The organism is Corynebacterium sp. p3-SID1056, from assembly GCF_025152525.1.
Classification (GTDB): Bacteria; Actinomycetota; Actinomycetes; order Mycobacteriales; family Mycobacteriaceae; genus Corynebacterium.
Genome location: NZ_JALXXL010000012.1, coordinates 36,718 through 55,151, shown reverse-complemented (window position 1 = coordinate 55,151; position 18,434 = coordinate 36,718). Strand labels below are relative to the sequence as shown.

Annotated in this window: 18 protein-coding genes; 7 read left to right on the top strand and 11 right to left on the bottom strand. The window is 65.5% G+C overall.

The genetic code is table 11. From position 1 onward, the window contains the following. Positions 1-64: 64 nt before the first annotated feature. A complete protein-coding gene (gene dusB, locus M3G14_RS10395; RefSeq protein ID WP_259926458.1) occupies positions 65-1,243 on the top strand; it encodes a tRNA dihydrouridine synthase DusB in 1,179 nt (392 codons plus the stop codon). Then, positions 1,224-2,048: a phosphate uptake regulator PhoU gene (locus M3G14_RS10390; RefSeq protein ID WP_259926457.1), complete on the top strand. Its 825-nt coding sequence runs from the start codon at positions 1,224-1,226 to the stop codon at positions 2,046-2,048. The genes dusB and M3G14_RS10390 overlap by 20 nt, the downstream gene beginning before the upstream one ends. A 64-nt stretch (positions 2,049-2,112) precedes the next feature. Here M3G14_RS10390 and pstB read toward each other — a convergent pair whose 3' ends face one another. The 5 genes from pstB to mshD form a co-directional block, all read right to left on the bottom strand. After that, entirely contained in the window at positions 2,113-2,886 is a 774-nt protein-coding gene (gene pstB, locus M3G14_RS10385; protein WP_070764326.1) for a phosphate ABC transporter ATP-binding protein PstB, read from the bottom strand. A 36-nt stretch (positions 2,887-2,922) separates the two neighbouring features. Continuing rightward, positions 2,923-3,876, bottom strand: a complete 954-nt coding sequence (gene pstA / locus M3G14_RS10380; RefSeq protein ID WP_259926456.1) for a phosphate ABC transporter permease PstA — start codon at positions 3,874-3,876, stop codon at positions 2,923-2,925. 13 nt (positions 3,877-3,889) lie between these two features. Continuing rightward, the gene (gene pstC, locus M3G14_RS10375; protein ID WP_259926455.1) at positions 3,890-4,963 is read right to left on the bottom strand and encodes a phosphate ABC transporter permease subunit PstC; all 1,074 of its coding nucleotides are present in this window, start codon (positions 4,961-4,963) and stop codon (positions 3,890-3,892) included. 178 nt (positions 4,964-5,141) lie between these two features. Beyond that, the gene (gene pstS, locus M3G14_RS10370) at positions 5,142-6,272 is read right to left on the bottom strand and encodes a phosphate ABC transporter substrate-binding protein PstS (protein ID WP_259926454.1); all 1,131 of its coding nucleotides are present in this window, start codon (positions 6,270-6,272) and stop codon (positions 5,142-5,144) included. Between the two features lie 269 nt (positions 6,273-6,541). Continuing rightward, on the bottom strand, positions 6,542-7,408 hold the full coding sequence (gene mshD / locus M3G14_RS10365; protein WP_259926453.1) for a mycothiol synthase: 867 nt from the start codon (positions 7,406-7,408) through the stop codon (positions 6,542-6,544). Positions 7,409-7,430: 22 nt separating this feature from the next. Here mshD and M3G14_RS10360 point away from each other — a divergent pair, with 22 nt between their 5' ends. Continuing rightward, a complete protein-coding gene (locus tag M3G14_RS10360; RefSeq protein WP_259926452.1) occupies positions 7,431-8,234 on the top strand; it encodes a DUF2993 domain-containing protein in 804 nt (267 codons plus the stop codon). Between the two features lie 46 nt (positions 8,235-8,280). Beyond that, on the top strand, positions 8,281-8,934 hold the full coding sequence (locus tag M3G14_RS10355) for an FABP family protein (RefSeq protein WP_259926451.1): 654 nt from the start codon (positions 8,281-8,283) through the stop codon (positions 8,932-8,934). On the opposite strand, the gene M3G14_RS10350 is transcribed toward M3G14_RS10355, so the two are convergent. Continuing rightward, a complete protein-coding gene (locus M3G14_RS10350) occupies positions 8,931-9,857 on the bottom strand; it encodes an aminodeoxychorismate lyase (RefSeq protein WP_259926450.1) in 927 nt (308 codons plus the stop codon). The genes M3G14_RS10355 and M3G14_RS10350 overlap by 4 nt on opposite strands. 32 nt (positions 9,858-9,889) lie before the next feature. Between M3G14_RS10350 and M3G14_RS10345 the strand changes: the two genes are divergently transcribed. Together M3G14_RS10345 and M3G14_RS10340 are read left to right on the top strand one after the other, a co-directional pair. After that, positions 9,890-10,939: a folate-binding protein YgfZ gene (locus M3G14_RS10345; RefSeq protein ID WP_259926449.1), complete on the top strand. Its 1,050-nt coding sequence runs from the start codon at positions 9,890-9,892 to the stop codon at positions 10,937-10,939. Between the two features lie 134 nt (positions 10,940-11,073). Next, positions 11,074-11,280: a DUF3073 domain-containing protein gene (locus M3G14_RS10340; protein WP_259926448.1), complete on the top strand. Its 207-nt coding sequence runs from the start codon at positions 11,074-11,076 to the stop codon at positions 11,278-11,280. A gap of 181 nt (positions 11,281-11,461) precedes the next feature. On the opposite strand, the gene purM is transcribed toward M3G14_RS10340, so the two are convergent. Genes purM through M3G14_RS10325 form a run of 3 tightly spaced genes read right to left on the bottom strand, consistent with a single transcriptional unit; the run spans position 11,462 to position 14,468 of the window. Further along, a complete protein-coding gene (gene purM, locus M3G14_RS10335; protein ID WP_259926447.1) occupies positions 11,462-12,538 on the bottom strand; it encodes a phosphoribosylformylglycinamidine cyclo-ligase in 1,077 nt (358 codons plus the stop codon). Beyond that, positions 12,531-14,036, bottom strand: a complete 1,506-nt coding sequence (gene purF / locus M3G14_RS10330) for an amidophosphoribosyltransferase (protein ID WP_259926471.1) — start codon at positions 14,034-14,036, stop codon at positions 12,531-12,533. Before purF ends, purM begins: the two co-directional genes overlap by 8 nt. 39 nt (positions 14,037-14,075) lie before the next feature. Beyond that, positions 14,076-14,468: a sterol carrier family protein gene (locus M3G14_RS10325; RefSeq protein WP_259926445.1), complete on the bottom strand. Its 393-nt coding sequence runs from the start codon at positions 14,466-14,468 to the stop codon at positions 14,076-14,078. Between the two features lie 24 nt (positions 14,469-14,492). Between M3G14_RS10325 and M3G14_RS10320 the strand changes: the two genes are divergently transcribed. Then, on the top strand, positions 14,493-15,497 hold the full coding sequence (locus M3G14_RS10320) for an acyl-CoA thioesterase (RefSeq protein WP_259926444.1): 1,005 nt from the start codon (positions 14,493-14,495) through the stop codon (positions 15,495-15,497). Between the two features lie 71 nt (positions 15,498-15,568). On the opposite strand, the gene M3G14_RS10315 is transcribed toward M3G14_RS10320, so the two are convergent. Both M3G14_RS10315 and purL read right to left on the bottom strand, forming a co-directional pair. Further along, positions 15,569-16,129 (bottom strand): hypothetical protein, encoded by a 561-nt coding sequence (locus tag M3G14_RS10315; RefSeq protein ID WP_259926442.1) that lies wholly within the window; start codon positions 16,127-16,129, stop codon positions 15,569-15,571. Between the two features lie 18 nt (positions 16,130-16,147). Further along, the gene (gene purL, locus M3G14_RS10310; protein ID WP_259926441.1) at positions 16,148-18,430 is read right to left on the bottom strand and encodes a phosphoribosylformylglycinamidine synthase subunit PurL; all 2,283 of its coding nucleotides are present in this window, start codon (positions 18,428-18,430) and stop codon (positions 16,148-16,150) included. Positions 18,431-18,434 lie beyond the last annotated feature (4 nt).

Below are 18,434 nucleotides of genomic sequence, written 5' to 3'. Positions count from 1 at the left end.
TCGCTAGTTACCCGCCGCGCCTCAAATTGCACTTTCGGGCCTCAACCGGGAACAATGGGTCACTATGACGGCCCAAATTCTCACCCAGCACAGCGCACCCGCCCTGCGCATCGGCGGCATGGAGCTGAACTCTCCCGTCATCCTCGCTCCTATGGCCGGGGTGACCAACATGCCGTTTCGCGTCCTCTGCCGTGAGATTGAGCAAGAGCTGACCGGTGCCTCCTCCGGGCTCTACGTGTGCGAGATGATCACCGCGCGCGCGATGGTGGCACGCAACCAGAAGACGCTGCACATGACCAGCTTCGCGCCCGAGGAAACGCCGCGTTCCATGCAGCTGTACACCGTGGACCCAAAGTTCACCTACGAGGCAGTGCGCATGATCGTAGAAGAGGATATCGCCGACCACGTCGATATGAACTTCGGCTGCCCGGTGCCAAAGGTCACCCGCAAGGGCGGCGGCTCCGCAATCCCCTACAAGCGCCGCTTGTTCGGCAACATCGTTGGCGCCGCCGTGCGCGCCGCGGAGGGCTCCGGCATCCCAATCACGGTCAAGTTCCGCATCGGCATCGACGACGAGCACCACACGCACCTCGACGCAGGGCGCATCGCCGCCGAGGAAGGCGCCGCCGCGGTGGCGCTCCACGCGCGCACCGCCGCCGAGCGCTACTCCGGCACCGCCCGCTGGGACGAGATCGCCAGGCTGGTCGACCACATGGACGGCACCGGCATCCCCGTCATTGGCAACGGCGACATCTTCGCCGCCGAGGACGCTGCGCGAATGATGGAGCAGACCGGATGCCACGGCGTCGAAGTCGGCCGCGGATGCCTGGGGCGCCCGTGGTTGTTCGCCCAGCTTGGCGCTCAGCTGCGCGGGGAGGACATCCCCCCGGAGCCGACGCTGGGAGAGGTCGCGCGCATTATCTACCGCCACGCGGAACTACTCGCGGCCCACGACGGCGAGAACCATGCGTGCCGCGATATTCGCAAGCACACCGGCTGGTATTTGCGCGGCTTCCCCGTCGGCGGCGAATTCCGCAAGGAGCTTGCGCAAGTATCCTCGCTCGCCCAGCTGCGCGAGCGCCTTGCACCCATCGCAGATTCTCAACAGCTGGCGGAAGAAGCAGACAGCGCGCGCGGCCGCCAGGGAAGCTCCGCGAAAGTCGCGCTGCCGGAAGGATGGTTAGATGATCCCGAAGATGAGGCGGTCCCAGAAGGCGCAGAAATTGAAAACAACGGCGGATAACCCGCCCGCCGAGCCTGCGCAGAGCGAGGAAGAGGCTGGGGAGGACCACGCGGCGTCGACAAGCGAGCAAGGCCCTGGCCTGCGATTGCGCAGCGCGTACCGCGACCACCTCGAGGCTTTCAGCGCTGACCTGCTCGAGCTGTGCGAACGCGTGCAAGAGGCGATGCAGCTTGCTTCGAAGGCGCTGCTGACGCAGTCGCTGGATAGAGCCGAGGACACGTTGACCGAGGTGGATGCGATGCGTGACATCACCAACCGCTGCGAAGAGCGCGGCGTGAGCCTGCTTGCGCTCGAAAGCCCCGTTGCTTCCGACCTCCGCCAAGTACTGTCCTCCATTTACATCGTGGAGAACCTCACGCGAATGGCTTCGCTGGCCATGCACATTGCGACGCTGACCCGCGCGCGGCACCCGCACGCGGTCGTGCCGGAGAATCTGACCTGCTATATCGAGGAAATGAGCCGACTGGCCGACGCGATGGTGGAGCAAACCTGCGAGCTGCTGCGCCACCCCGACGCGGACGAAGCCGTGAAACTGCACAGTATCGACGACGGGATGGACGATATGAAGGCGTATCTGCTCAACCTCGTCGCGGAGCCGGGCTGGCCGTACACCACGCGCGAGGCCGTCGACCTGGCCATGATTGTGCGCTACTACGAGCGCTTTGCAGACCGCTGCGTCAACGTGGGCAACCGGATCGTCTTCTTCGTCACGGGGCTCAAACCCGACGAATACGTCCGGGAGGGCGAGTTCGATATGCAGGCGAAGTTCCGCGAGATTGAGGCGCGCTTCAAAAACGTGCGCTAAGCCAAAACGCCGCTGCCTCACCCTGGTGGCAAGGCAGCGGCGTCTCTTACGCGAGCGCTATCGATTAGCCGAAGCGGCCGGCGATGTAGTCCTCGGTTTCCTTCTTCTCCGGGTTCTCGAAGATGGTAGTGGTGTCGTTAAACTCCACCAGGTTGCCCGGCTTGCCGGTGGCCTCGAGGGAGAAGAACGCCGTCTTGTCGGACACACGGGCAGCCTGCTGCATGTTGTGAGTCACGATCACGATGGTGTAGTCGGTCTTCAGCTCGTGGATGAGGTCCTCCACGGCGAGCGTGGAGATCGGGTCAAGCGCGGAGCAGGGCTCGTCCATGAGCAGCACCTCCGGGCGCACTGCGATCGCGCGCGCGATGCAGAGGCGCTGCTGCTGGCCACCGGACAGGCCACCACCAGGCTTGTCCAGACGGTCCTTGACCTCGTCCCAGAGGTTCGCGCCGCGCAGCGACTGCTCGGCCACCTCCTTGAGCTTCTTCTTGTCCTTCTCACCGGAGAGCTTCAGGCCGGCAACCACGTTGTCTTCAATCGACATCGTGGGGAACGGGTTCGCTTTCTGGAAGACCATGCCGATGGTGTTGCGCACGGAGACGGGGTCGACGTTCTTGCCGTAGATGTTGTGCCCGTCGAGGAGGATTTCGCCCTTGACGGAAGCATTCGGGATGACCTCGTGCATGCGGTTGAGCGTGCGCAGCACGGTGGACTTGCCGCAGCCGGAGGGGCCGATGAAGGCGGTGACGGCCTGTGCGGGGATCTTCATGTTGACGTCGCGGACGGCGTGGAAGTCGTCGTAGTAGATATTGACGTCGTTGAGTTCGAGTTTAGACATCGGGTTTTCTCCTCTGATGGTGGTGGTGTGGGGCAGTTACTTCTTCACGGAGTATCTCTTGGCAATCGCGCGGGCCAGCAGGTTGAGCACCACCACGATGACTACCAGGGTAAATGCCGCGCCCCAGAGGCGGTCGGCGGCGAAGCCGGTTGCACCGGACTTCCACATTTCGAGCATGAACAGCGGCAGCGAGGACTGCGGCTGCCCGAAGAGCCCGAACCAGTTCAGCGCTGGGGTAGAGCCGACGAGGATCAGCACTGGTGCAGACTCGCCCATGACGCGGGCGATCGCGAGCATGATGCCGGTAACGATGCCCGACAGCGCGGTTGGCAGGACGATGCGCGCGATGGTCTTCCACTTCGGCACGCCCAGTGCGTAGGAGGCCTCACGCAGGTCCATCGGCACGACGCGCAGCATCTCTTCGGTATTGCGCACCACGAGCGGCACCATGAGCAGAATGAGCGACAGCGAGACGGCGAAGCCAGAGCGTTCCATGCCCAGGATGGTGATCCACAGGGCGTAAACGAACAGGGCGGCGACGATCGAAGGCACGCCCGACAGGATGTCCACCATGAAGGTGGTCAGGCGGCCGAGCTTGTTGCCGTTGGAGTATTCCACCAGGTAGATAGCGGTAAACACGCCGATCGGGATGGAGATGAGTGACGCGATGAGCGTCTGCATCAAGGTACCGGCAATCGCGTGCAGCGCGCCACCGCCTGCCTTCGACATGCGCACGCCGACCATGTCACTGGTCCACCAGTCAACGCTGAAGACGGCGGGGGCACCGCGCATGACCACGGTAAACAGCAGCCACAGCAGCGGGATGAGCGCGAGGATCATACACAGCCACATCAGCGCGCCCATGAAAGAGTTCAAGGACTTGCGGCCGGATGCAATGTCGGTAAAGGGGCTCTGCTTTTGGGCCTTGCTTTTCGACGCCGCCTTGCCGGTCCCGCCGGCACCCGAGGTATTGGAAACTGCAGTAGACATTCGCTTGCCTGCCTTACTTCTTGTTGACGATCGCGCGGGCGATCGAGTTGACAACAAAGGTCAATACGAACAGGACCAGGCCTGCCGCGATGTAGGCACCAGCGGAGATCGGGTTGTTGAACTCTGCGGATGCGTTCGCGATCGCGGTAGCGAAGGTCGTGCCACCGTCAAACAGCGAACCACGGAAATCGTTGGCGGGTGCGACCACCATGTACAGCGCCATGGTCTCGCCGAGTGCGCGCCCGAGGCCGAGCATGGAACCGGCGATGAAGCCGGACAGGCCGAAGGGGATGACGGTCATGCGAATGACTTCCCAGCGCGTCGCGCCGAGTGCGAGCGCGGACTCGATCTGCCCCGGAGGGGTCTGCACGAAGATCTCGCGGGCGGTCGCGGCGATGATCGGCAGGATCATAATCGCCAGCACGATGCCACCGGTGAGCATGTTGCGTGAGGTAGCAAAGGGCGGCGAGTTCTGATAGGTAGCGAACAGGAAGAAGCCGCCGCCCCAGGAGTTGATCCACTCGTAGAACTTGCCCAACGCGGGGCCGAGGACCTGTGCACCCCACAGGCCGTAGACGATCGACGGGACCGCAGCGAGCATGTCCACCAGGGTGCCCAGCGGTCGCACGAGATTCTTCGGCGCGTAGTTGGACAAGAACAGCGCGATCCCGAGCGCGATCGGCATGGCGATAATCAACGCAAGCAGCGAGATCATCACGGTAGAGAAGAACAAGTTCGGAATACCGAACTTCATGGCGTCTAGGTCTGCCGTCTGCCAGTTGCCGGTGTAGGTGAAGAAGCCACCCACGCCGCCCTCGTTCCTGCTCAGCGGCGGAATTGCCTGAATAACCAGGAACAGGCCGATCGCGATGATGATCACCGTGATCAGCGCCGCCGAGGCGGTGGACAGAATTTCAAAGACGCGGTCGCCCGGACGCTTCACGCCCGTGCGGGGAGTAGCGGTCCCGGGGTGCTCTTCTGCGCTGCGGGACGGGGTCCCCGCAACGGACGGGGCTGGCGACTCCTTTGTTGGTGCCGTCTGACCCGCACGCTGGCCTTCGGCCGGGGTCATGTCGTTGTCAGCCATGTTTACTGATCCTTATGCGATTGAAAAAGATGTCGGGCGGACTGCCGCTGCGTGGTGCTCGCTCGTCAATGTGTTGGTAACGGTATGCACACCTGGTGTTCACCGCTTCCTCACATGGGCGTGCCCCCCGCGACGGCTCTCACCGTGTTGGGGGGCACCAAGGCGGCCAGAAGGCCTGTTACTGGATTGCGTTGACTGCCTCGCGCAGGCGGTCTGCGTGTGCGCCAGTGACCGGGATGAAGCCCTCGCCGGCCAGCTCCTCGTCCTGGGAGTCCAGGGCGACGTTGAGGAAGTCCTTGACCATGTTGGAGGTGGTCTCGTCGTAGCCTGCGGAGCAGACGATCTCGTAGGTGGTCAGCACGAGCGGGTATGCACCCTCGGCGTCGGAGGAGAACAGCGCCTCAGCGTCGACGGCCATGTTGTGGCCCTCGGTGGTGAACTCCATGGAGTCCAGTGCTGCTGCGACAGCCTCGTCGGTGAGCTCGACCGGGCCGGAGCCGAAGTCGATGTTGGCCTTCTTCTCAGCGAATCCAGCCTCGACGTAGGTGATTGCACCCTCGGTAGCAGCGACCTCGGAGGCCACGCCGGAGGAGCCGTTCGCACCGGTGCCCACCTCGGACGGGAAGGCCTTGCCCTCGCCGATCCACTTGCCGTCGGAGGCAGCAGCGAGGAACTTCTGGAAGTTGTCGGAGGTGCCGGACTCATCCGAGCGGAAGAACGGCTTGATCTCCTGGTCCGGCAGCTCAGCGTCCGGGTTGGACTCTGCCAGGGCCGGGTCGTTCCAGTTGGTGATCTTGCCCTGGAAGATGTCGACGATGTTGTCAACGGTGAGGTTCAGCTCGTCGACACCCTCAAGGTTGTAGGCGATAGCGACCGGGCCGATGACGAACGGCAGGTGCCAAGCCTCGTTGCCACCGCAACGCTCAGCTGCCTTCTCAACCTCCTCGTCCTTCAGCGGGGAGTCAGAGCCCGCGAAAGCGACGGTGTTACCCAGGAACTGCTTGATGCCGGAGCCGGAACCGGTGGCGTTGTAGGCCAGGGTTGCGCCCGGAACTTCCTCAGCGTAGCGGGACGCGAAGTAGTCCATCGCGTTCTGCTGAGAGGTTGCACCCTCAGCGACCAGCTGGCCGGTCTCGCCGGACAGCTCAGCGCCGGTGCCCTCAGCACCGTCGGTGGACTCAGCGCTTGCCTCAGCGGAGGAGTCTGCGGAGTCGGTGGACTCAGAGGAGTCGCCGCAAGCAACAAGTGCTGCGGAGGAAACTGCTACGACGCCGAACACTGCGGCGGTGCGCTTGAAGTTACGGATCACGGGAATACCTTTCCGGTGCTTAGGTCATTTACCACTCGAGCATCGGTGCCAATCACTTCGGCCGGCTGACCTGCCGAAAACGCAGGCACAATCCTTTTCCGATTACTCACGGTTACTCAAACTAAGCCGCGCCGGTTAATTGCCGGTGGACCGGGAGGTGAACAATCAGTGAACTTCGCAAACACGCCGCATAATGCCTGCGAGTTTCCGCAAAATGCGATGAAAATCACATCCCCAGCCCTTGACCCGCGTCACGGCAACCCCATTTTTCACTCGCACGACGCGTAGACCACGTGCCGCTCGGCGACCTCAAATCCGAGTTCCTCGTAGCGGCGCACCGCCGGCACGTTGTCTGCTTCCACGTACAGGATCACCTTCGGCACCCCCACCTGGTGCAAGTGCACAAGCCCCATCGTGACCAGCGCCCCGCCCAGCCCCTTACCGCGGAACGCGGAGGCCAAGCCGACCACGTAGATCTCGCCCTCGCCGCTCGGGTGCACCTTGGTCCACATGAACCCGGCCAGCTCCTCCCCCGACGCGCCGCCGTACAGCAGTAGCACGCCCGCCGGGTCGAACCACTCCGTGTCCATCGCCCGGCGCAGGCGCGGGAGGTCCCAGCCGCCCTGCTCGGGGTGCCAGGAAAACGCCTCGTTGTTCACGCGCAACCACTCGCGTTCGACCGCTTCGCGCCCAAATTCCTCGCTCGCCTGGACAAGCGTCAGCGCGCGCATCCCCTCCGGAAGCTGCAGCTCCATTCCTTCGAGCGCCTGCCCGGGCAGGGACATCACGAGCAGCTCGCGGGTGGACTGCAGCCCCAGCGAAGCGGCAAGGGCGCGCGCCGCCGGCAGGTTGCCGTGCGCCCACAGCCCCGCGTCCGGCCGACGTTCAAGCACCCGCCGCGCCAGGTCCGCGCCGAGCCCGCGGCCCCGGAAATCCGGGTGGATGACCAGCTCTGCGGAGCCGTCGGGGGCGATGCCGGCCAGCCCCGCGACTTCACCCGGCGCGTCGGGGTTATCGGTGGTGAGGTGGGTGTGGTGCAGCGTGGCGTCGGCAAGCGCTTGCTCGAAGGCCTCTGAAAAGGGGGCGACGCCGTCGGCGGCGGTGGCTGCGGAGAGTAATGCGCTGTGATCTGTCATGGCTTCAGGCTACGGTACGAGTATGCATGTGAAGCGAAGCGTGGCCGTCGCCCTCGTCGGCGCGGGGCTTATGGCCTACCTGGCTGACACCGCCATTGCCATGCGGGCCGAGCACGCGCTGTCGACGCATGCCGCCCAGCTCAGCGACCTCTCCACCGCGCCCGCCGCATACGTGGGCGGGCTGCCGTTTCGCAGCACCATCCCCCGCATCAGCCTCGACGCGCTCGATGTGCCCGTGGCGAGTGTGGGAGTGGGCAATGCGGGCATCGAGCTTGTCGACGTCAAACTCACCCACCCCCGCACGCTGACCATCACCGATGACCTCCCCGGCGCAAAGGCGAGCCTGGTGCGCCGCAGCGTGCGCCTCGACGGCGTCGCGTTTGGCCAGCTGCTCGGGATGACCGATCTGAACATCGCCAGTCCATACGACATTTCGCCTTCCGGAGGCGGCGCAAGCGAGGCGCGGCTGACCGGCACGCTGCCTGGTGCGGATCAGCCAGTCACCGTGGTGGTCACGCTGCGGCTGGAGGGTCCCGAGTTTGTCATGCGGCCCAGCGAACTTCTCGACGTGCCTCCGGAGCTTGTCGACCAGGCAATTGCAGCCTTCACGCTCCGCCGCAACACCGCGGACCTCCCGCTCGGCGGGCCGGCGGACCAGGTGCAGCTGACCGGCGGGTCGATCGAGTTTTCCCGCGACCGCATCAACACCTACGTCGAAGAATCCGATCTCACGCCGCTTGCGCACGACGCGGCGGACGAAAGCGCCCGACAGGAAGCGAAGGACTCGCCGCTCGCCTCAGACGCCTACGAGGCCGCGGAGAACTAGCGGGGCGCGTGCTTCGTTGCGCGTGAAGCGACTACCCTTAGGTGGCATGGCTGAGAATGAACAGACCCCCGAAAACCAGCAAGCTTCGCTCAACGGCAACGAGGCAGTCAACCTCGCCGCGGAGCAGTCGAAGAACACCGCGCACCGCAACATCCCGGAGCTGGGTTTTCCTGATTTTCCGCTGCACGAGGATACGGCAAACCTGCGCCAGGGGCCGAGCCTGCACGACGGCCTGCTCGCCCTCCTCCCACTCGTCGGCGTATGGACCGGCTCCGGTCAGGCCAACGACAACGGCGACGAATACGCGTTTGGCCAGCGCCTGGTGGTCTCCCACGACGGCGAGAACTACCTGCGCTTCGAGTCCCGTATCTGGCGCCTCGACGAAAACGGGGAGGCCACCGGCGCGGACCAGCGCGAGGTCGGATTCTGGCGCATTTCGCTCAAAGACGAGATCGAGGTCACGCTGACCAACTCCCGCGGACTGGTCGAGGTGATGTACGGCGAGCCCGTCAACGAGCGCGGCTGGCAGCTGCAGAGCGCCTCCACACTGGCCACCGAGTCCGGGCCAGAAAAGCACGGGCCGGGCAAGCGCCTCTACGGGCTCATGCCGAACAACAACTTGGGCTGGGTCGACGAGCGCCTCGTCGACGGCGAGATGGTGCCCTACATGTCCGGGGAGCTCAAGCGCATCGCCGGCTAGCCCGCAGAGTGGTCAAGCGCATCCACGATCAGCTGCTGGATCTCGCCCGCATTGTCCGGGCGGTGTAGCTTCTTCCCGTCCAGCTTGCGCACCTGCGCGTACATGCGCGTGGAGCTGACCAGCCACACCGATTCGGCCTTGTACAGCTCGCTGACGTAGACGTCCTTCTGCTTGCACTTCCACCCCAGCTTTTCTGCGTGCGCAAACAGCGCGGCTTGGGTGGTGCCGGGCAAGATGCCGGGGCCAGGCTTCGGGGTGCGCATGCGCCCACCCTTCTTCACAATCACCACGGTTGAGGTCGCCCCCTCAAGGACGCGGCCGGTATCCGGGTCGATGTAGATCACGTCGTCATACCCCTCGGCGCGCGCCCAACGCAGCGCCGCCATGGAGGCGGCGTAGTTCAGCGTTTTCGCGCCGACCCGCATCCAGGGCACCTCCGCCTCGCCATCTTTACCACGGTTGATGCTGTACCCCCGCGACGTCGTCACCGCGCTGACCCCGTTCTTGCGCTGGGCCAGCACCTCTTCAGAGAGCGGCCGGATAGTCAACCACGCGGTAGGCACGCCGGTGGTCTCCCGGCCACGGGACATCGTCCAACTGCACTTCGCCTCCACCTCTTCGGGGTTGACGCCCCGCTCGCGCACATAGTCCGCGACGGCCTCGTGGGTGGCGTCGATCCAGTGCTCGGCACCGGGGTCCGGCAGCTCGAGCGTGGCGGCGGAGCGGCGGAAGCGCTCGACGTGCTGCTCGAGGTTGGCCGGCTGGCCGTGGCGGATGAGGATCGTCTCAAAAATCCCGTCGCCGCGCGTCACCGCCGCATCATCCCAAAAAACGTGGGGCGTGTTCGCGTTCTGCCTGCGGATCGAGCCGCCGAAGGGTTCAACGAGGTAAATGACAGGGGCTGGAGGAAGCAAGGATGCCATACTGTCCCATTATGCCCGTATGATCGGAAGCTATGTCGTATTCGTCTGATCTTTTACAGCTGCCCGGCGCCACCCCCATCGAAGGCAACCCGCTTGCCGAGGGCGTGGCCTGGCACTACGGCAACCCACTGGCAGAGCAGCACGGCCTGCGCCTGATCGACCGCTCGCACCGCCGCGTCATCGCAGTGGCCGGCAAGGATGCGGCGGAGTTCCTGAACAACCTGCTTTCGCAAAAGCTGATCGACGTCCCGTCGTCCTTCACCGGCGCCACCCTCGATTTAGACATCCAGGGCCACATCCTGCACCACGCAGACATCGCACTGGCTGAAGGCACGTTTTACCTCGACGTACCCCCGGCCCAATTCGACTCCTTCGTTGACTACCTGCGCAAGATGATCTTCTGGTCCGAGGTCACCGTGGAGGAGACAGACCTGGCCATCCTGACCCTGCTGGCCCCCGAGGGCGAGTTCCCGGAGGTTGCAGAAGCCGTCTTTTGCCGGCAGGTGGACTCCTTTAGCCCCGCCCGCATGGACATCGCCGTGCCCCGCGAGCAGGCGCTCGAGGTGGCGAAACGCCTGCACACTCAGGACGGGGTGGGCTTGGCCGGGATAATGGCCTTTACCGCCGCACGCGTCCGCAACGTCGAGCCGGAACTGGGCGTTGACCTGGACGAAAGATCAATCCCCCACGAAGCACCTCGACTGATCAACCGTGGCGACCACGTCGGCGCAGTCCACCTGAACAAGGGCTGCTACCGGGGCCAGGAGACGGTGGCCCGCGTCGAAAACCTGGGCCGCTCGCCCCGGTTGTTGGTGATGCTGCAGCTCGACGGCTCCGCCCCGAACGAGCCCGAGCCCGGTGCCGGGATCACCGCCAACGGCCGCAAGGTCGGCCGGCTCGGCACCGTGGTCCACGACGCGGACTTCGGTCCTGTTGCGCTCGCGCTGATCAAACGCTCCGCGCTCAACGCTGCGCTGGACATCGACGGGGTGGCCGCGAGCGTGGATGAAGACTCGCTGCCCACCGACGAGGGAGAAAAACTGGGACGGCTGGCTGTGGAGAAGCTGCGCCGCGGCCAATAGGCCCTGTTTGCGGGCCGGGTGAGCATTTTCTTGACGTACAGGCTATTATGTCCCCCAGGACAATAACTAATCGAAAGTATGAGGCCGCCTTCATTTGTAAGGCCGCCCTAGAACCACCTCAAGGGGGTCATGCCATGGGCCGCGGACGCGCCAAAGCAAAGCAGACCAAGGTTGCTCGCCAACTCAAGTACAACTCTCCTGAAATGGACCTCGATTCCCTGCAGCGTGAGCTGGCAGGAAAGGCCCCGCGGCGCAGTTGGGACGAGGACGAGTACGAGGTGGATGACCAGTACGCCGACTACGCGGACTGGGACGAAGACGACGAAGACGACCGGAAGTAAGTCCGCCCGGTCTCCCCGCACCTCTACCGTTTGAGCGAAGCACCCGGTGACCCCGGGTGCTTTTCTCGTGCCCTCAGGCGGAGCGCGTGACAAATTTTACATAGCCAACCACTGTATCGGCGTACGAGCTGGGGAAACGCGTTCCTGTGCGTTCGCTGTGGTTGACTTTCTCACGCATTCGCTAGTGCTGGGGGTGCTCGCCCACCAGGGTCGCGCGCGTGGTCTCACCCTCGCCGGCGGCGCGGACCTCGCCCAAGACCCACGCGTCCACGTGACGCGCAGTCAGGATTGCCAGCGCACGGTCGCGGTCTTCAGGGGCCACCACAGCCACCATGCCCACGCCCATGTTGAAGGTCTTTTCCATCTCCGCATCCGGCACCTGGCCGACCGTCTTGATCGTGCGGAAGATCTGGCCCGGGGTCCAGGTGGCACGACGCATCTCGGCAACCAAGCCTTCCGGGATGATGCGCTCCATGTTGCCAGCCAGCCCGCCACCGGTGACGTGGCAGAAGGTGCGCACCTCGCACTCGGAGGCCAGCTCCAGGCAGTCGCGGGCGTAGATGCGGGTCGGCTCGAGCAGTTCCTCGCCAAGCGTGCGGTCGAATTCCTCAATGTGGCCGTCCAGCGGCAGGCCCGCCTTCTCCAGCAGGACGTGGCGCGCCAGCGAGTAGCCGTTGGAGTGCAGGCCGGAGGAGGCCATGGCAATGATGGTGTCGCCCTCGCGCACACGGTCCGGGCCGAGCAGCTCGTCGGCCTCGACGACGCCGACGGAGGTGGCGGAAACATCGTAATCGTCCGGATCCATCACACCCGGGTGCTCCGCGGTCTCCCCTCCCAAGAGCGCGCAGCCGGCCTGGACGCAGCCCTCGGCAATACCGCCGACGATGTCCGCAATCTTCTCCGGGACAACCTTGCCGGTGGCGATGTAATCCTGCAAGAACAGCGGCTCAGCGCCACAGACCACCAGGTCGTCGACGCACATGGCGACCAGGTCGATACCGATAGTGTCGTGCTTGTCCATCGCCTGGGCGACAGCGAGCTTCGTGCCCACGCCATCGGAGCCCGCAGCAAGCAGCGGTTCACGGTACTTGCCCAGCGCGAACAGCCCGGCGAACCCACCGATGCCGCCCTTGACCTCCGGGCGCGACGCGCGCTTCGCGTGGTCCTTCAGCAGCTCGACGGCGCGGTCGCCGGCCTCGATGTCGACGCCAGCGGCGGCGTAGGAAACGGACGGGTCGCTTGGAGTCTGGTTAGTCATGGTGGGTGTCACCTTTCTGAATGCGGCGGACAAGGTCGGCGTTCGGGTTGCCGTCGGGAAGGCCGAGCGGGTACTTGCCATCAAAGCAGGCGGCGCAGAGGCTGTCGGCACGGTGGCTGGAGGCGGCGATCATGTCGTCGATGGGCACGAATGCCAGGGAATCGGCGCCGATCATCGTGCGGATGGACTCGGCAACTTCCTCATCGGTCCCGCCGCGCCCGTGGTTAGCGATGAGCTCGCCTGGGCTGGCAAAGTCGATGCCGTAGAAGCACGGCCACTTCACCGGGGGCGAAGCGATGCGCACATGCACCTCGGCGGCACCCGCCTCGTGCAGCATGCGGATCAGCTTGCGCTGGGTGTTTCCGCGGACGATGGAGTCGTCCACCACGATCAGGCGCTTGCCCTCGATCACCGCACGTACCGGGTTCAACTTCAGACGCAAGCCCAGCTGACGCAACGTGTCGGAGGGTTGGATGAAGGTACGGCCGACGTAGGCATTCTTCATCAGGCCCTGCTTGAACGGGATGCCGGATTCCTCGGCGTAGCCGATCGCGGCCGGGGTACCGGACTCCGGAACCGGCATGACCAGGTCGCCCTCCACCGGCTGGACGCGAGCCAGCCTGCGGCCGATCTCCACGCGGCTGGCGTTGACCGTCTGCCCATCCAGCACGGAATCCGGGCGGGCGACGTAGACGTACTCGAAGACGCAGCGCGCCTCGTGCGGCTCCTTGGCAAAGCGCTCGGAACGGATGCCGGTGGCGTCGATAGCGACCAGCTCGCCCGGCTCAATATCGCGGACGAAGGAGGCACCGACGATATCCAAAGCGCACGTCTCGGAGGCGACGACCCAGCCGCGCTCCAGCCGACCAAGGGACAGGGGGCGAACGCCGTGCGGGTCGCGCGCGGCGTACAAGGTGTCACCGTCGGTGACCATGAAGCAGAAGGCACCTTTGAGGCGTGGGAGGAGGTCCAGCGCGGCGTCGAAAAGCGTGCGCTCATCGCGGATCCCATCGGCCAAGAGCGCGGAGACGACGGCTGTATCCGACGACGACCCCTGGCCCTGCACCCCGCCGGAGGGAATCAGCTTGCGGGCGATCGCCTCGGCCTGCAGCTCCTGGTAATTGGTCAGGTTACCGTTGTGCGCGAGCGACACATCAGTACCGTTTGGCGACGTGCGAAACATCGGCTGCACATTATCCCAAGAGTTTCCGCCCGCGGTGGAATACCGCGTATGGCCGATCGCCACGTCCCCCTGCAGCGCATCCAGGACGGACTCGTCGAAGACCTGGCTGACCAGGCCCGTGTCCTTGAACACCACGATGTTGTCGTGGTCGCCCACCGCAATGCCCGCGCCCTCCTGGCCGCGGTGCTGAAGGGCGAACAAGCCGAAATAGGACAGTTTGGAGACGTCTTCGCCAGGCGCCCACACGCCGAACACGCCGCACTCATCGCGCGGTGCGTCGTCGAGCTGGGCCCGGGAGTCCCCGTCATTTTCCATGCTCACGGTATGCACGGCACTTACTTTAACGGACGCAGCCTAGGAACGGGCAATTACCGGCAACCCGCGCGCGATCTCTTCGGCGCGCGAACCGGAAGCGTCGATCGCGCCCGCGGCTACCTCGGCCTCAAACGTGCTGCGTCCGGTGGCCACGCGCAGCCACGTCTCCGGTCCCATCTCCACCACGTTCGGCGGGGTGCCGCGAGTATGCGCCGGGCCATCGACGCACTGCACGGCCACAAACGGGGGCACGCGTAGCTCCACCGTTTTGCCCGGCAGCTCTTCGGCGAGTGTGCGGGCGGTGCGGCGGCAGGCGTCGGCAAGCAGGGCGCGGGCAGGCTGCGGAGCTTCGCCATCCAGCCAGGCGGAGATGGCGGCGACTGCCTCGCGCGTTTTCTGCGGATCTTGCTTCGAGCTTCTGCCGGATGCCATGCGCCCATACTAAGATGCCTACCCATGACCAACAAACCCCTGGTAGACAAGTCGCCCTCCGTCACGCTGCGTTTTATGGCATCACCTACCGATGTCCTCCACGCCGGAGCTCAAGGCGTGTCCGGCGGGCGCGTCCTCGAGTGGATTGACAAGGCCGCCTACGCCTGCGCCGCGCAATGGTCCGCAACGTACTGCGTCACGGCCTATGTGGGGCACATCCACTTCACCCGGCCCATCCCCTCCGGGCACATCGTGGAAGTGCGCTCGACCATCGCCATGACCGGGCGCAGCTCCATGCACATTGTCAACGAGGTGCTCTCCGCCGACCCCCGCGAAGGCGTGTTTACCCGCGCCTGCGACTGCCTGGTCATTTTCGTGGCAAAGGACACCAAGACCGGCAAGCCCATGGCCGTGCCGACCTTTGTGCCGGTCACCGAAGAACAGCGCCGCGTCGAGCGCGCCGCAAAGTCCCGCATCGAACTGCGCAAGGCCATCGAAACCTCGATGGAAGAGCAGACCTACACCGACGACTCCACGGCCCCTCGCCTGGTCCACCGCTTCCTGGCCAAACCGACGGACGTGAACTGGGGCGGCAACGTGCACGGCGGCACCGCCATGGAATGGATCGATGAGGCCGGCATGGCCTGCACCATGGAATGGTCCGGGGAGCGCACCGTGGCCGTCTACGCGGGCGGCATCCGCTTCTACAAGCCCATCCACATCGGCGACCTCATCGAGGTGGAAACCCGCATCACACGTACCGACTCCCGCTCCATCCACGTCTCCACCTTCGTCCGCTCCGGCGACCCCCGCGGCGGGCGCGACCAGCTGAGTAACGCCATCCACGCCTCGTTTACCTACATCGGCATCGACATCGACGGCCACCCGCTGCCAGCCCGCCAGTTTGTCCCGGTCACAGACGAGGACAAGCAACTCTGGGAGCACACTCAAACGCTCAAGGACCTACGCGCCCAGTACGAGCCCGAGCCGCTGGTCGAGCGGCCGGACGCGGCGCAGCGGGTGGACTAGGGGCCGGTGTTTGCTGGGTTTTGTTGCGGGTTTTGCCGCGTGCCCCCTCGTCTAAATGGAGCTAGCTCCATTTAGGGTTCACGATTCTGCGCGACCTGGCGTTTCACCGGCCGGGCACGTCTAAATGGAGCTAGCTCCGTCTTATGCCCCTCCCGCAGCCGCGTCAGCACCCGGATCTGTAACAGCACCGGATAGAGGTGCCCGACCACCCCAACCGCCAGCAACACAGCTACGGCCGACCACCCGCCAGCCAACGCTGCCCACGCCGCGGCAACGACATGGAGCGCCAACGCCCACGCATGCCCGGCAGCCGCGGCCTGCATATGCCGAGGATCCCGGCGATTACCAGCGCCAGCCCCGCGCATGGCCACAACCTGGCGGTTCCATCCGACCCGGGTGAGGAACGCATTGAAGTGGTCCACGCCCAGGCCCCGAGCAGTACGAGCCGAAAGAGAAAACCTGCCCCACACCGAGCACGGCAGCAGCTGTTGCAAAGAGTCGCCGACGAAGGGCGCCAGCCCGAACCCCAGCAGCGTCGTAGAAATGACAAAGCCCGCCGCGCCGGCACCTGTGGCACCGGCGACGACGGACAGGCCGAAGGCAGCAGCGAGCGTTAGCAGTAGCGCAACCACGTGGCGCCCGCCTGCGCGCTACACCGCCGCGTTCGGGGCGTGCGCTGCGGCAAAGTGTGACGGCAGGGTGGCGGCCCAGGCGTCGCGAAGCTGGGCGATCTCCAGCTGCTCGGAGCCAAAGCGCAGGACACCCTCCGCGTTCGTACGGCCAATCAGCGCGACCGGCACGCCTGCGGCACCCGCGCGCTCGACCAGCGCGTCGGCACGATCCGTGGTTACGGCGACGAGGACGCGGGATGCGGACTCGGCGAACAGCGCGGTGAACGCGTCCTCGTGCACGGCCGCGAGGTCCAGGTCAGCGCCCTTGCCCGAGGCCTGCAGCATCTCGAAGACGGCCTGCGACAGGCCGCCCTCGGACAGGTCGTGGGCGGCGGTCACGCCACCGTTGCCCGCGGCATCGGCGAAGAACTGTGCCAGGCGCTCCTCGTTGGCCAGGTCCACCTTCGGCGGCACGCCACCTAGGCCGGCACCGGAGATGTCCTGCCATACGGAGCCGCCGAACTCGTCGAAGGTCTCGCCCAGCAGGACCAGGGAGAACTCCTCCTCGGAGACGGGCACGGCGTGCGGGTTGGCCTTGGCCACGTCTTCGATGACGCCGAGCACGCCCACGACCGGGGTCGGCAGGATCGGGGTCTCGCCGGTCTGGTTGTAGAAGGACACGTTGCCGCCGGAGACGGGGATGTTCAGCTCGGCGGCACCGTCGGCAAGCCCGTGCACTGCCTCGCGGAACTGCCACATCACGTCCGGGTTCTCGGGCGAGCCGAAGTTGAGGCAGTTGGTCACCGCGACCGGGGTCGCGCCGGTAACCGCGACGTTGCGGTACGCCTCGGCCAGCGCCAGGCGCGCGCCCGCATTCGGGTCGAGGTAGGTGTAGCGGCCGGAGGCGTCGGTAGCGATGGCGACACCACGGTTCGTCTCCTCGTTGATGCGCAGCACGCCGGAGTCCGCGCCGTGCGCCTGCACCGTATTGCCGCGCACGTAACGGTCGTACTGCTGCACGATGTAGTCGCGCGAGCACAGCGCGGGCGAGGCCACCATCTTCAGCCATGCGGTCGATAGGGCCTCTTGCTTATCGACGCCCCCTCGCTCCCCGAGCTCGTCAATCCAGTCCGGGCGGGCGAATGGGCGCTCGTAGACCGGGCCCTCGTCGATAGACGACGGCGGCGCGTCAAGCACGACCTCTCCGCCGTGGGTGACCACGTAGCGGTCCTTCTCATCGGTCACCTCGCCGATCACAGCGGCGCCAACGTCCCACTTCGCGCAGATCTCCATGAAGCGATCCACGTTCTCCGGGGTGACCACGGCGCACATGCGCTCCTGGGACTCGGAAGCGAGGATCTCCGCGGCCGACATGTTCTCGGCGCGCAGCGGCACGTTGTCCAGGTTGACGCGCATGCCGCCGTCGCCAGCCGCTGCCAGCTCGGAGGTGGCACACGCCAGGCCGCCACCGCCCAGGTCCTGGATGCCTACGACCACGCCCGCGTGGTAGAGCTCCAGGCAGCACTCGATGAGGACCTTTTCGGCGAAGGGGTCGCCCACCTGGACGGCGGGCAGCTTGCGCTCCTCGCCCTCCTCGAAGGTGGCCGAGCCCAAAACGGACACGCCGCCGATCCCGTCGAGGCCGGTGCGCGAGCCAAAGAGCACCACCTTGTTGCCGGTGCCAGACGCAAACGCGAGCTTGAGATCCTCAACCTTCAGCGTGCCCACGCACAGCGCGTTGACCAGCGGGTTGCCTGCATATGCGGCGTCGAAGACGGTCTCGCCGCCGATGTTAGGCAGGCCGAGTGAGTTGCCGTAGCCGCCGATGCCGTGGACCACACCCGGCAGAACGCGCTTGGTGTCCTCGGCGTCCGCCGGGCCGAAGCGCAGCTGGTCCATCACGGCAATCGGGCGCGCGCCCATCGCCATGATGTCGCGGACGATGCCGCCCACGCCGGTCGCCGCGCCTTGGTAGGGCTCGACGAACGACGGGTGGTTGTGGCTCTCCACGCGGAAGGTCACCGCGTCGCCGTCGCCGATGTCCACCACGCCGGCGTTCTCGCCGATGCCGGCGAGGATCTTGGAGGCCATCTCCTCGGTCATGGTCTCGCCGAAGTAACGCAGGTGCACCTTGGAGGACTTGTACGAGCAGTGCTCGGACCACATCACGGAGTAAACGGTCAGCTCCGCGTCTGTGGGGCGGCGGCCCAGGATGGACTTGATCTTTTCGTATTCCTCGTCGCGCAGACCCAGCTCCGCGTACGGCTGTGCCAGGTCGGGGGTTGCTTGCGCGTTCTCGACGGTGTCGTCGTGCACAGTCATGGTC

Excerpts from the sequence above, each read along its gene's own strand:
- dusB (WP_259926458.1), top strand. The coding sequence starts at position 65 with ATGACGGCCCAAATTCTCACCCAGCACAGCGCACCCGCCCTGCGCATC.
- pstB (WP_070764326.1), bottom strand. The coding sequence starts at position 2,886 with ATGTCTAAACTCGAACTCAACGACGTCAATATCTACTACGACGACTTC.
- pstA (WP_259926456.1), bottom strand. The coding sequence starts at position 3,876 with ATGTCTACTGCAGTTTCCAATACCTCGGGTGCCGGCGGGACCGGCAAG.
- pstC (WP_259926455.1), bottom strand. The coding sequence starts at position 4,963 with ATGGCTGACAACGACATGACCCCGGCCGAAGGCCAGCGTGCGGGTCAG.
- mshD (WP_259926453.1), bottom strand. The coding sequence starts at position 7,408 with ATGACAGATCACAGCGCATTACTCTCCGCAGCCACCGCCGCCGACGGC.
- M3G14_RS10360 (WP_259926452.1), top strand. The coding sequence starts at position 7,431 with ATGCATGTGAAGCGAAGCGTGGCCGTCGCCCTCGTCGGCGCGGGGCTT.
- M3G14_RS10355 (WP_259926451.1), top strand. The coding sequence starts at position 8,281 with ATGGCTGAGAATGAACAGACCCCCGAAAACCAGCAAGCTTCGCTCAAC.
- M3G14_RS10350 (WP_259926450.1), bottom strand. The coding sequence starts at position 9,857 with ATGGCATCCTTGCTTCCTCCAGCCCCTGTCATTTACCTCGTTGAACCC.
- M3G14_RS10345 (WP_259926449.1), top strand. The coding sequence starts at position 9,890 with ATGTCGTATTCGTCTGATCTTTTACAGCTGCCCGGCGCCACCCCCATC.
- M3G14_RS10340 (WP_259926448.1), top strand. The coding sequence starts at position 11,074 with ATGGGCCGCGGACGCGCCAAAGCAAAGCAGACCAAGGTTGCTCGCCAA.
- purM (WP_259926447.1), bottom strand. The coding sequence starts at position 12,538 with ATGACTAACCAGACTCCAAGCGACCCGTCCGTTTCCTACGCCGCCGCT.
- purF (WP_259926471.1), bottom strand. The coding sequence starts at position 14,036 with ATGGAAAATGACGGGGACTCCCGGGCCCAGCTCGACGACGCACCGCGC.
- M3G14_RS10325 (WP_259926445.1), bottom strand. The coding sequence starts at position 14,468 with ATGGCATCCGGCAGAAGCTCGAAGCAAGATCCGCAGAAAACGCGCGAG.
- M3G14_RS10320 (WP_259926444.1), top strand. The coding sequence starts at position 14,493 with ATGACCAACAAACCCCTGGTAGACAAGTCGCCCTCCGTCACGCTGCGT.
- purL (WP_259926441.1), bottom strand. The coding sequence starts at position 18,430 with ATGACTGTGCACGACGACACCGTCGAGAACGCGCAAGCAACCCCCGAC.